9 protein-coding genes and 1 CRISPR repeat array are annotated in these 13,316 nt (G+C 32.9%); all 9 genes read right to left on the bottom strand.

Annotated features, from left to right (window positions below; translation table 11 throughout):
- Positions 1–96: 96 nt before the first annotated feature.
- Positions 97–1,845, bottom strand: coding sequence for a molecular chaperone DnaK (dnaK, locus tag WMO14_RS00245; protein WP_022502751.1), 1,749 nt, complete (start codon positions 1,843–1,845; stop codon positions 97–99).
- 164 nt (positions 1,846–2,009) lie between these two features.
- Positions 2,010–2,192, bottom strand: coding sequence for a hypothetical protein (locus tag WMO14_RS00240; protein ID WP_022502752.1), 183 nt, complete (start codon positions 2,190–2,192; stop codon positions 2,010–2,012).
- Positions 2,193–2,222: 30 nt separating this feature from the next.
- Positions 2,223–3,049: a CRISPR direct-repeat array (repeat unit 36 nt; unit sequence GTTTTGTTACCATTCAAAATAACATACTCCTAAAAC).
- 57 nt (positions 3,050–3,106) lie between these two features.
- The gene (gene csn2, locus WMO14_RS00235) at positions 3,107–3,805 is read right to left on the bottom strand and encodes a type II-A CRISPR-associated protein Csn2 (protein WP_349153079.1); all 699 of its coding nucleotides are present in this window, start codon (positions 3,803–3,805) and stop codon (positions 3,107–3,109) included.
- On the bottom strand, positions 3,802–4,098 hold the full coding sequence (gene cas2 / locus WMO14_RS00230) for a CRISPR-associated endonuclease Cas2 (protein WP_349153202.1): 297 nt from the start codon (positions 4,096–4,098) through the stop codon (positions 3,802–3,804). Before cas2 ends, csn2 begins: the two co-directional genes overlap by 4 nt.
- A gap of 64 nt (positions 4,099–4,162) precedes the next feature.
- On the bottom strand, positions 4,163–4,774 hold the full coding sequence (gene cas1, locus WMO14_RS00225) for a type II CRISPR-associated endonuclease Cas1 (protein WP_349153078.1): 612 nt from the start codon (positions 4,772–4,774) through the stop codon (positions 4,163–4,165).
- Positions 4,737–9,011 (bottom strand): type II CRISPR RNA-guided endonuclease Cas9, encoded by a 4,275-nt coding sequence (cas9, locus tag WMO14_RS00220; RefSeq protein ID WP_349153077.1) that lies wholly within the window; start codon positions 9,009–9,011, stop codon positions 4,737–4,739. The genes cas1 and cas9 overlap by 38 nt, the downstream gene beginning before the upstream one ends.
- Positions 9,012–9,654: 643 nt before the next feature.
- On the bottom strand, positions 9,655–11,064 hold the full coding sequence (locus WMO14_RS00215; RefSeq protein ID WP_022501375.1) for a spore germination protein: 1,410 nt from the start codon (positions 11,062–11,064) through the stop codon (positions 9,655–9,657).
- Positions 11,065–11,184: 120 nt separating this feature from the next.
- Entirely contained in the window at positions 11,185–12,519 is a 1,335-nt protein-coding gene (locus tag WMO14_RS00210; protein ID WP_022501376.1) for an MATE family efflux transporter, read from the bottom strand.
- A gap of 33 nt (positions 12,520–12,552) precedes the next feature.
- Positions 12,553–13,257 (bottom strand): hypothetical protein, encoded by a 705-nt coding sequence (locus tag WMO14_RS00205; RefSeq protein ID WP_022501377.1) that lies wholly within the window; start codon positions 13,255–13,257, stop codon positions 12,553–12,555.
- Between the last annotated feature and the right edge of the window lie 59 nt (positions 13,258–13,316).

Genomic DNA, 13,316 nt, shown 5'->3' with positions numbered 1-13,316 from the left:
CTGCTGCCACTTATCTGCCTCCTATTCTGTATACATCTATATAAAAAACTGATATTATCTATAAAATAACACTCTATAGATAATATCAGATTTCTGTTAATTATTCAAAACATTTTCAAGATTAATTCTAAGCTCATCTAACTGATGTGCTAAATCTGCATTCATCTTCTCTGGCTTACACTTGACAACAATTCTTTTCAACTGGTTCATAGCTTCCTTTACAGCCTTCTTCTTAGCTTTATCCCATACCTTTTTATTCTGGCTGTATTCGCCCTCAGCTCTCTTTAAAGTATTCTCAGCTTCAATATGCGAATTCCAGTATTCCTCATTCTTCTTATCCTGCTCGCCATACACTTCCGCTTCCCACTTAGCTCTCTCAATCTCTTCCTCTGACATATTAGAGCTTGAAGTTATCGTAATAGACTGCTCTCTTCCAGTTCCAAGGTCTTTAGCTGATACATTGACAATTCCATTGGCATCAATATCAAATGTTACCTCTATCTGTGGAACACCTGCCATAGCCCTCTTGATACCATTAAGCTTGAAATTACCCAAAAGCTTATTATCCCTTGTAAATCTTCTCTCACCCTGAAATACCTTAATATCTACTGATGTCTGGAAATTACCAGCCGTAGTAAATATCTGGCTGTGTCTTGTAGGTATTGTAGTATTACGCTCTATAAGTCTGCTTGCAATTCCTCCAACAGTCTCTATTGACAAAGACAAAGGTGTTACGTCCATAAGTATAATCTCTGATGCCGCTGAGCCTGGCATAAGCTGGTTGCCAAGCTTACCACCCTGAACCGCCGCACCAAGTGCCACGCACTCATCAGGATTAAGATTTCTTGATGGTTCTTTTCCCATAATCTGCCTTACCTTATCCTGAACCGCCGGAATCCTTGTTGAACCTCCAACAAGAAGCACCATTCCTATATCATTCTTATTAAGTCCTGCATCATGGAGAGCATTTTCAACAGGAATAACTGTCTTATCAACCAGATCAGCCGTCAGCTCATTAAACTGCTGTCTTGAAATATTCATATCCATATGATGTGGTCCATCTTTAGCCATCGCAATAAATGGGAGATTAATATTGGCATTAAATGCAGACGACAATTCTTTCTTGGCTTTCTCAGCCTCTTCTCTTAATCTCTGCATAGCTGAAGCATCTTTAGACAGATTAATTCCATCAGTCTCTTTAAAGCGTTCAACAAGATAATTAACAAGCCTTGCATCAAAATCATCTCCACCAAGATGATTATCACCTGACGTTGCAAGCACTTCAATAACATTATCCCCTATATCAATAACCGAAACGTCAAAAGTTCCTCCGCCAAGATCATAAACAAGTATCTTCTGAGGATTGCCATTATCAAGCCCATAAGCAAGTGCCGCACTTGTTGGTTCATTAATGATTCTAAGGACATTAAGTCCTGCTATCTTGCCCGCATCCTTAGTAGCCTGTCTCTGTGCATCATTAAAGTAAGCAGGTACAGTAATTACAGCATCTGTCACTTCCTCGCCAAGGAATCCCTCTGCATCTTTCTTTAACTTCATCAGAATATATGCTGAAATCTCCTGCGGTGTATATGACTTTCCATCAATCTTCTTCTTATAATCTGTACCCATATATCTTTTGATAGAGAAAATGGTTCTATCTGAATTAACTGATGCTTGTCTTCTAGCTGTATCTCCAACAAGACGTTCTTTGTTCTTGGTAAATGCAACAACTGATGGTGTCGTTCTATAGCCCTCACTATTAGTTATAACTGTCGGTGTATCACCTTCTATCACCGCCACGCAGCTATTAGTTGTTCCCAAATCAATTCCGATTACCTTGCTCATAATTCCTCCAACACTCTCAGATTGTCTATAAATCACAATACAATTCCATTAATGATATTAGTTTATCACATTTATCGGGAATTACCATTAATAAAAGCGGAATTAATTAGAAAAATTATATAAACTTATTTACTTATATTCCATACTCTTATCTGTAACTATGATTAATAAATCTCACAGTTATAAATATATCCGCAGTCGCAGCTTACAACAAACCTCTCACCTCTAAGTGTATTTGTAATTCTAGGCATTGTTCCACATTTGGGACATCTAACTTTAATTTCCCTGTTTTGCATCATTTCTCTTTCTGCTTGTCTTGCTAATATAATCGCCTCTTCCTGTATCATACAACCACTCCCCTACATTTATAAAACAATTGCTTTTTACCATTCAAAATAACATACTCCTAAAACTTACTGCTGTATTTCCAAGCAGGTTATAATGTTTTGTTACCATTCAAAATAACACACTCCTAAAACTTCATCTCGTTATGTATGACAGACTGCATAGTTTTGTTACCATTCAAAATAACACACTCCTAAAACCTTTCTCTTAGGTGTGAATTATGACAAGGGTTTTGTTACCATTCAAAATAACATACTTCTAAAACTATCCTCTGTTATACATTGGCAAGATACGCGTTTTGTTACCATTCAAAATAACATACTTCTAAAACCAATATTCACAAGCCATTTTCATACCTCACGTTTTGTTACCATTCAAAATAACATACTTCTAAAACTAGCTGCTATATTATCATAGTCATCTATTAGTTTTGTTACCATTCAAAATAACATACTTCTAAAACTAAGCAATGTGCGACTGCCAGTTTCTCATTGTTTTGTTACCATTCAAAATAACATACTCCTAAAACATATGTAAGCCATACAAAGACTTGCTTATGGTTTTGTTACCATTCAAAATAACATACTCCTAAAACGGCATACGCGCACTAAACGACGCAAGGAAGGTTTTGTTACCATTCAAAATAACATACTCCTAAAACCGATCGGCGGCGTGGCAGCGGCATCAGTAAGTTTTGTTACCATTCAAAATAACATACTCCTAAAACTTCTTCTGAATTGATGAGTTGATGTCTAACGTTTTGTTACCATTCAAAATAACATACTCCTAAAACTATTGTTATTACAAGGTTTTCCGTCTCCCTGTTTTGTTACCATTCAAAATAACATACTCCTAAAACATCAAATAGAGTTTTTCAGGTGCTAGCGACACACCCGTATTTTGAATAGTAACATTTTTATTTATTATACAACACAATTTCATCATAATCACTATCAATATACAATATTTTTTCATTTTCAAGCGGTTCTTTTTCTTCGCCTGTTTCTATAAGCAGTTTATTAACCTTTTTGTACATAGCATATTTGTATATCTCATTTAATTCATCATCACTCGGATATAATTTTAGATTAACAAATACTAATAATTTAGCGACAGAAAGATATTCAACAACATCTATCAATGAAAATACCGTATCTATTATTTTCCCTTTATTATTTGATATCTTAAGCCCTAATAATTTCAAATACTCTTGTATCCCGATACTTTCCTTATAATTGAATTCAAACGGAAATTCATTGAATACATCTAATACATTTAGCTGTAATTTTTGAAAAATGGTCTGGAACTCTGACATCCTTTCAAATTCCTGCTTGTATATTTTTTCTATTTTATTATACAAAGCACTCTGTATTTTCTTTTGATTAAAATCAATATTAAATACATCAATAATCATCAGCACTTCTTTTTCAATCTTAATCTCTATGTCATTATCTAATATAATTATTCGTTCTTTAGTATCCTCAATATTGTTGATATTATCATTAAGACTGTTTATGACATTAGTAAATAATTTTTTATCCTGAATTTGAAGTACATTAATATATTCTTCTTTAAATATTATATCATTTTCCAGCGAAAATATCTTCATTATCATATAATAATCAGCCTTTCCTCTCCATCAACAATATTTTCCTGTTCACCACCTGACACATATTCAATTCCACTAAACTGCTTTTCAGTTATAACAAGCATTTCTACCAAACCTTCCTGTGGTTTATTCTTTCTTATCTTATTCTTCATAAGATTAACCATAGTTCCGTTTAGAACAAGCTTTGTATACACAGATTCCTGCATCATAATAAATCCTTCCTGAACAAGAAACTGCCGGAATTTTCTATAGTCGTGTCTGTTTTTATCTATTATTGTGGGCAAATCAAAAAACACCATTACTCTCATAAATCTACTAATCATTCAAATTGATATATCATTGATGCAATAAAACTTTTCTGTTCTATCGCATTAAACATTTTGTCAAGATATATCTGAATAGCATTTGTAACTCTTTATTAAAATTTGATAATAGAATTCCATAACCATAATTTAGTGCCGCATTAATTGAATTGACATCATCTCTTGAAAATTCTTTGCCAAACAGACTATTAAAATACACTTTAGCTGCGTGTGCTTCCCTGTTTGTCATATCAAATGGCTCTATTTCTTCTGCATACTTCATTAATTTAATATTAGCTTCAAATCCATATTTAGAAAGCATTTCTGCCTGATTTAATATTTTCTGTTTCACAATATATGTCCATATTTCCTTGGCATACTCCATATCCCATTGAATCTGCTTACGTATTTTTTTACTAGAGTTATAAGCTCCATAATATGACATTAATTCACTGCATGGATTTCTTTTTTCATCACAGAATATAACTTTTATTTTTCTTTTAACCAGCTCACATAGAAGATATGATGTCAATGATACCTGAGTAGAATCAATTATAACAGTATTAATTTCACTCAGGTGTACCATCCTGACATCTTCACCTCTTGATATCATATAACCATTCTTATAACTTAATTTAACATGACTTTGTACTACTATCGTCCTCCAGCTCAAATGTTGTTCTCCTCTCGTATAAACCCGTAACTGACTTATCTACAAGCGTAATCTTTTTACCAACTTTTTCTCCAGTCTTTCGGCCCATTCTATTGGACAATCCTGTTGCATACTTTCCTAAATATGGATAGTCGGAGTCTGGCTGAACAAGCTTAATCATCTCTGCTATAAATTCTTTCTTATCCTTTACATCAAGTTTATCGAATGAATTATTTTCCTGTATCCTAACCGCTTCTTTAGAAAAGCCTTTGTATTCATCTTTAATTTTAGCTATAAGCAAATTATATAGTCCTATCAACTGCTCATCTAATAACTCTGTCTGAATATACTGCCATTTATCATTTTTACCATATTTAATATAATTCAACAGTCTGTTATATTGCTGATTAGCTCCGCCAAGCACAAATTGTTTTGAATTAATCACCTCTGTTGCACTAACAAGATAATATTCCTCTCCATTTTCTCCTATTATCATCTGATATTTAGGAACTTTATTTCGTAATATTTCAACATCTGCAACACTATTTTTATTAGCTTCATTTAAAATGTCACACACATAATCATAAAGATTAATATCATTGTTTTTAATACCTCTTGCAATATATACAGGTATTTCAACGAATTCCATATGATACTCTTTTTTAACACTCTTCTTCAGTGCCTTTTCGATACAATATTTTACAAGTACAAAATAAGCTTTTTCACCACCTTTATATCCTCCATACTTTCTTGTATCAAGTTCTTTAAGATTATTGGCACCACGCATATTATTGCCCTGTTTTAAAGGTACAAGCTTGCTGCCTGCTTTATCCTCTCTTGGATATTTAGTTTCACTATAAAATGCTCCCGTATTTTCTTCTACCTTTTTAGATATAAGAACATCTCTATAACAGAATATTTTTCTCATATAGGCTATAATATCTTGACCATACCAGTCTGCTTCCTCATTATTACTGCTGAATTTACCAAGCGTTGCAAACCAGTTTACTCCATTATTGTTCTTTGTATTTTCATAATATTTACGCCATATTCTTCTATACTGGGAATAATTAAGCTCTTTCTGCAAACGTGGATAATTCTTCTGTATATACAATCCTATGATATTAGCAAGATATGCATCGTGTGCGTGATGATAATCATTCATATCCCTGTTTTTATAAAACATACAATTATCTTTATTTTCTATCCAGAATCCATTATTATCTTTTTTCTCATATGTAAGCATTTTCCTGACACTTGTGCTTAGACTAGCCTTTACTTCTATTACGTCAATCTGTTCATTATAATAATCGAGTATAAGATTGGCTACTGACTTTACGATCTGCCTTGTTTCGACAAGCTGTCGGTTAATAAATCCTTTCGTAAGTATGTCATCAACATTATTTTTCTGAAGATTATTATATTTCTTTTCTGATATTAATCCAGCTTTTTTCAGGTTCTTCCAGTAATCCATCATCTCACTATCAGAAAATGATTGTGTAAATGCTTCTTTTACTATCTTATTGCCTTTATTCTGATTTTCTTTCTTTAATACCAATGCCTTATTATCCAGACTATCATCATCAGATAATGAATATGGAATTATATGGTCTATCTCAAGATTTTCTGGCTCATTAAGATTTAACTCTTTACCTGTATACAAAGATTTCCCATTCTGCATAAAGTAAAGATACACCTTTTCTTCATCTAAACGTTTCTCATATTGTTTTAATTCCTTATATACTTTTTCATTATACTCATCAACCACATCCTCTTTTAATTTCTTAAGTGCCTTATCAATAGCTCTTTTTCTTGAGTCAGCTCTTTTATTCTTAGCCTTAGGGTCATCTTCCCTTGCAAATTCAATATATATCTGCTGTGGTTTTTCACCCATATATTCAATTATCTCTTCGATTGCCTTCATTGTCTGCCATATACCACGCCTGTTAGCTGGTGATGTATGCATATCCTGTATAACATCTAACAAATCTTCTGTTCCATCATATCTTGGTCGGTTATCATCTATTATCTGCTTTATCTTCTCATCTTTATTAATAATCTGCATCAAATTAGGACAATAATTACAATATAAAAATCTATCATCTGCATCTTCTAGCATATCTATGATAGTTGTTCCCATATCACCTTTTATACCTGCAAGAAATTTTCTCGAAAATCTGCCCCAGCCTTTGAACTTGAGTTTTAATATTTTCTTCAATTGTTCATCTGTCAATCTATCCGGATATTGTTTATTTATCTTTCTTTTAACTATATCTTTATCCTCAAATACGGTAAGCCAGTATATTATATCTTCTATCATCTTTTCATTTCGTTCATCTACATATCCTAATACACGTCTGAACTTATTATAACTGCTTAATGCACAAGCGAATCCATCATCACTCTGATATCCTGTAACATCATATCCTTTGTCATTAATCTTGACATAATTAATTTTATTAAGATACTCTTTAAAATTTTTATCGCTTACTTTAGCCCTTCTTTCACCAATAAATAAATCATTTATTATAGCTTTTCTGTCTTCTTTACTAAGCTTATTGTCATCTATTTTTATCTGCGATAATTCCTCTAATAACATATATTTCTGATATAACAACGACTCTTTTGGAAGCACTTTCTCATTAGGAAGATATGTACAATAATTAGTCATTCTCGTAATAAAATCTTCTGCTGTAACATCTATATCAACAACTCCCTTGACATTCCAGGGATACAGCTTTTCACTTTCTTTTCCAGTTTTTCTAGTCATCCACGCAAAATTACGGTTGCCTTTATTATGATTATTAAGTGGCCCTACATAATAAGGAATTTTGGATGTGAGCATTTTAAGTAACTGTTCTTTATTATCCTTTAATTCTTTATAATATACTCCCTGTTGTGTTAATATCTTATCCATTTCCATTAAATTTAACTGATATGGTATTGCTGAGTTATCAACATTATTTATTTTTTCAAGAAATGTCTCTTCTTCCATCTCTTTTAATATTTTCTGATAAGTTTCATCTTTTAAAGCCCTATCATCTAATATTTTCCTTATGCTTATATATAGCTGTTGCTTTGCACTATAATTCTTATTATCTTTATTAGTTAGTCTCTTTATTCCTTTAATATAATTAGCATAATTCACAATATAATTGCCGCTTTTATCCTTTTCTTTATGAAAGAAATCACTATATTCGTCCTGACTTGCATATTTATGAAATAATTGCTTTAATTCTGACAACTGCTGTTTATGTATATTATATTTAGCAACCATTGCTGATGAGATATATGTATTGTCACCTAATATGCCATGAAGCACCTTCCATGAATATATCTTTTTAAGAGCTTCAATTATAGAATACTTTTCACCAAGTACAGAGCTTATATTTTCTTCCTGCTCTTCATAATTGGCATCTGAAAACTTAGTTTTAAGTGGTTTATTATCTTCACCTGTTAATTCATTTTCACCTACTATAATTCCAACATTAAACTCATAGCCCAGAATTGCCACTGCAACTTCTTTAGAATACTTTTTACTGTAGTCTGCCCTCATAAACATAGCTGCTATAAGTTCTTTTTTATCTTTATTTTTTATCTCATTATCAGCCAGACACTTTTTTATTTCTCTATATACATCATTATATTCATTGCCGTCTTTATCTTCACATTCTTTTATATATGCATTAACCAGATTATTCAACTCAACAAATACATCTTCTACATTATCTATTGATTCGAATGTCTGTCCTTCATACAGAAAATGTCCTCTATATTTCATCATATGATGCAATGCAAGATATATTAGCCTTGCATCAACCTTATTAGTGGTGTTTATCAAATATTTTCTTAAATGATATATAGTTTTGAAATCTTCATAATATTTTTTATCGTTATATTCCTTATCATTAAATAATAAAAATGGTGCTTTAGCTTTATCACTTTTATCTTCATTCCACAAAAATGCCTCATCTAACCTTGCATAGAAATTCGGATCAATCGGCATTATCATATCTGACATTATCTTTCTTAATTCTATAATTCTCGTCCGTCTTCTATTATAACGTCTTCTTGTACTTCTTTTAATCCTGCAATCAGCCGCTGTATCTGCCGACTCAAACAATCTTACTCCCCAAGCACTATTTCTATATGTGTTGCCATTATTACCTTTCCTATTTACTTTTAGCAAATACCCATTCTCATCTGTTAAACACCAGCCGACAGAACCAGTTCCTATATCTAACCCTATGTTATACATAATTTCTTTCCTCCTGTATTATTATATTACTTTTTATTTTCCTCATTTTCTGTATTTACTCATTTAGAGTTTACATATTAGTTTTGCTAAATATTTTGTATGTAACATCATAATTACAATATTTATCCTTAACCATTATCTGTTTATCAATTGTAATGATACTCCTTTTATATCATATATTCAATATTTCAATCCATATACAACAACATTATTTTTATTTTTATTTGCAGATAAAAAAAAAGTCCAAAAATGTTACTTTTCAGACTTCTTAGTTTAGTTGCCATACGCAACTGTAATCATTTAGTTTAAAAATTTATTTTAACCTGCTATGTTATTTTGAATGGTAATAACATTATTATAGTATAACAACTACAAATAAATGTCAACACTCATATTTCATAAGCCTAAAACTATACAACAACAAATGTTTTATAACATATTATAATATAACCATATCTTAATCACCACAAAACCTTATTAAATCAGATATCTCACATTCTACATTTCATTTAATTCAAACAATATAATATCCTAATATAAAATACAATTAAACGGCAATTCTTTCAAATAAATCATACATAGCTTTTGTCAATATCTATTATATAAATTTTTAGCAAAATTGCAAGAACAATATATCTTTTCTCTACTTATAACTATGCGGCAGTCTGACCCTGAGTACCTTCCTCTTAAGCATTTTCCCATCCCAGGGAATAAGCGGATATATATAACTCTTCCCCGTTATAGTCCTGTTAAACGCTATCATAAGCACAGATATTACAACTCCTGCAATAAATCCACCAAGATTAAATATCTGTGTGAGTATAAGAGTAAGCACCCTTAAGAACTTAAATGCATAACCCATTTCAAAGTTTGTCTGTCCATAAGTTCCTACTGTTACAACCGCCATATAAAGAAGTGCCTCAGGATTAAACCAGCCTGAACTAACTGCATATTCACCAACAACAATACCTGCTACAATGCTTAAAGGTGTCGATAACATAGTAGGTGTATTGACTGCCGCAAGCTTAAGACCGTCAACTGCAAGCTCAAGTATAAGGAGCTGTAAAAGCACAGGCACGGTTATATCATCTGTTATAAGCACGAATTTCATAAATTCAGGAACCCAGTCAGGATTGTTTACAAAAAGCAGCCATAACGGAGTTAATATCCACGTTACAATAGAGAAGAAAAATCTTGTAATTCTAAGATATGAGCCAATCATTGGTGAAAAGTTAAAATCATCTGCTTCCTCTATAATATCAAAGATAGATGCAGGAATTATCATAACTGCGGGAGAATTGTCTACCATAATTACAATATTCCCGTCAAGTATTGCCGCTGTTGCAGTATCTGGGCGTTCTGAGTATTTAAACTTCGGAAATGGGTTAATCCATTTATGTGTGAACATACATTCTGCAAGGCTTTCTATATTCATAGTGAGTGCATCAACATCTATTGATTGTATAAGCTTTCTCATTCTATTAAGAACACTCTGGTCAACAGAGTCAGATATATAACATATCGCAACATCTGAACGTGAACGTCTGCCAACTCCATATAATTCCATAGAGAATCTTGGGTCACGTATCCTTCTTCTTAAAAGTGCCGCATTAGATACAAGTGTTTCCACAAAACCATCCCTTGAACCTCTTAACACCCTGTCTTTCCACGGCTCTGATACTGAACGCATAGGATACGTTCTGCAATCTATTAACAGACATTCATCAAAACCGTCTATCGTCATAATAGATACACCTGACAGAAACTGTGTTATAACATAATCAACATTTCCACTCCTTGTAACCTCTGTATAAGGCATACCTTTCTCCAGAAATATATCAAGACTTGTTATGTCCGATTCTTTCAACGAATAAAAGAACTGCATAAGCTTCTCAGCCATATCTTCCCGAACAAATCCATCTATAAAAAAGAAGCCAGCCTTACGCCCCGCAATTATTACTTCTCTCTGAAGTATATCAAAATTACGTTCTACGTTAAGACTGGTTTCCAACCTTTTAATATTCTCTTTAACATTACAGCTAAAATCACTCATTATAGGCATCCTTTCAAACAATCTCAACCAGCTAACATTACCTCACAGTGCTGTGATGTAACATCACCACCAGCCCTGAACAGATAACTATAACATTAAGATTGCCCTGTTACCGTGATTTTATTCATATCTCTTAAGCTTATTACAACAGTGTATAAATGCCGGAATCAAGAATAAATCAGCTGCTATCCACGCCGCAGGATTGGCAAGACACGCACCATTAAAACCAATATGTGGAATTAAAAGTATTGCAACAAGTGTTCTTGCAAGCATTTCAAATACACCTGCTAATATAGCAAATACCGAAAAGCCCATTCCCTGTATACAGAATCTGTATACATTAACACCTGTAAGCGGGATATAGAACAATGCTGATGCCATTATAAATCTTCTTGTCAATTCTATAATTGCAGTTTCTCCTGCATCAACGAACAGGAGTGCAATATAATCAGCCGAGAAATATAACACCACAAGTGCAACAACACTGTATACTGCACCAATTAACATTGCAGCTTTTATGCCCTTTCCGAGTCTGTCTATCTTTCCAGCACCAACATTCTGTCCTCCATATGTTGCCATTGTAGAACCAAGTGCATCAAATGGACAGCAGGTAAAGTTAAACATCTTAGAACCAGCTGTCATAGCCGCTACATATGATGAACCAAGTCCATTTACTGCCGCCTGAAGTATTGTACTTCCTATTGCTGTTATCGAATACTGAAGCCCCATAGGAACCCCTATGAAGCACAGGTTGCTTATATGTTTTTTACTTATCACTTTTTCCTGCTTAGTGCCCTTAAGTATGTCAAACTTCTTGTACATATATATTGTACAGCCAACTCCTGCTATAAGCTGTGATACAACAGTTGCAACGCCTGCTCCTGCAACACCCATCTTTACATATAATATAAGTATGAAATCCAAAGCTATATTTATGACTGATGACAACACAAGAAAATATACAGGCGTCTTGCTGTCACCAAGCGAACGAATTATACCTGACACAATATTATATAAAAATACTGTTGGAATACCTGCAAATATAATCACAATATAATTATAAGCATGCATAAATATATCATCCGGCGTGTTGAGCAGTCTTAATATCGGAGCACAGAATACAACTGACAATATCGTCATAACAACAGCAAATACTGCACTGCATACATACCCATTAAATACATATTTTCTAAGTTCACTGTATTTCCCTGCACCAAACTGCTGTGCAACCGGAATAGCAAAACCACTGCATATACCCATACAAAAACCAATAATCATAAAATTGATAGAGCTTGTTGCGCCAACACCAGCCAGTGCTGACACACCAAGCGTTTTACCAACTATCATTGTGTCAACAAGATTATAAAATTGCTGAAAAAGCATTCCAAGAAGCATTGGAAATGCAAATCCAAGAATTAATCTAAGGGGTGAACCCTTTGTCATATCCTTTGTCATTGTCTTTCTCCTTGTCCGCTAAAGTGTTCCGTTCTAATTAACCGTCACTCTGCCCATTGTTATTTTATCCAGCAGCTTGTGATTCTCAGTAACATCATATTTAATCTTAATCTTTTCTTTGTAGAAATCGCCATCATAATTAAACAACGAACTGTCGCCCTCAAAGCCTTCTTCCTGTACCTTCTGTGCAGCTCTTGTTACATATTTCTCAACAAGCTTCTTTCGACACAAGATGTTATATATATCGTCTTCTGTCAGCTTAGTATTATTATGAGCTTTTTCAGACATATCTTCATAGGTATCGTGTGCATTTGATTTGCACGATTGCTTATCACTATCTGTCAGATATAGATTATATACTGTTGACTCATATTCCATTATATAATCATACTCACATAAATCTATCGCCAGTTGTTTAGCATAATCCCTTGTAAACACACTGTCAAGTGAATTCTTAAAATGTGTATTCCAAAATTCATTAGCATCATCAGGATTATACTGTAACGCCATCTCATTTATCTTCTTTTCCACAACATACACATAATAAGAGAAATCTTTCAAAGTTATGTTCTCACTATTAATTGTTATAACATTTTCCTGTAAATGTTTCTCGTATATGAAATCTTTATTCTTATTATACCTGTATACAAGGAATCCAAGTGCAACTATAAAAGCCGCAAGGATTACCAATGCTATTACTTCTATTTTTTTGTTTTTTAATGCACCTTTTTCACTCATACAAGCCTCCAATCTTTTGTTTAAAAAAGAACCCCTTAACAATTAAATTATATGTTAAG

The organism is Lachnospira rogosae (ex Hitch et al. 2025), from assembly GCF_040096455.1.
Classification (GTDB): domain Bacteria; phylum Bacillota; class Clostridia; order Lachnospirales; family Lachnospiraceae; genus Lachnospira; species Lachnospira rogosae.
Note: the sequence above shows the minus strand (reverse complement) of the source record. Positions and strands in the feature narration are given on the sequence as shown.

Coding starts and splice junctions, on each gene's coding strand:
- dnaK (WP_022502751.1), bottom strand. CDS start 1,845: ATGAGCAAGGTAATCGGAATTGATTTGGGAACAACTAATAGCTGCGTG.
- WMO14_RS00240 (WP_022502752.1), bottom strand. CDS start 2,192: ATGATACAGGAAGAGGCGATTATATTAGCAAGACAAGCAGAAAGAGAA.
- csn2 (WP_349153079.1), bottom strand. CDS start 3,805: ATGATAATGAAGATATTTTCGCTGGAAAATGATATAATATTTAAAGAA.
- cas2 (WP_349153202.1), bottom strand. CDS start 4,098: ATGGTGTTTTTTGATTTGCCCACAATAATAGATAAAAACAGACACGAC.
- cas9 (WP_349153077.1), bottom strand. CDS start 9,011: ATGTATAACATAGGGTTAGATATAGGAACTGGTTCTGTCGGCTGGTGT.
- WMO14_RS00215 (WP_022501375.1), bottom strand. CDS start 11,064: ATGAGTGATTTTAGCTGTAATGTTAAAGAGAATATTAAAAGGTTGGAA.
- WMO14_RS00210 (WP_022501376.1), bottom strand. CDS start 12,519: ATGACAAAGGATATGACAAAGGGTTCACCCCTTAGATTAATTCTTGGA.
- WMO14_RS00205 (WP_022501377.1), bottom strand. CDS start 13,257: ATGAGTGAAAAAGGTGCATTAAAAAACAAAAAAATAGAAGTAATAGCA.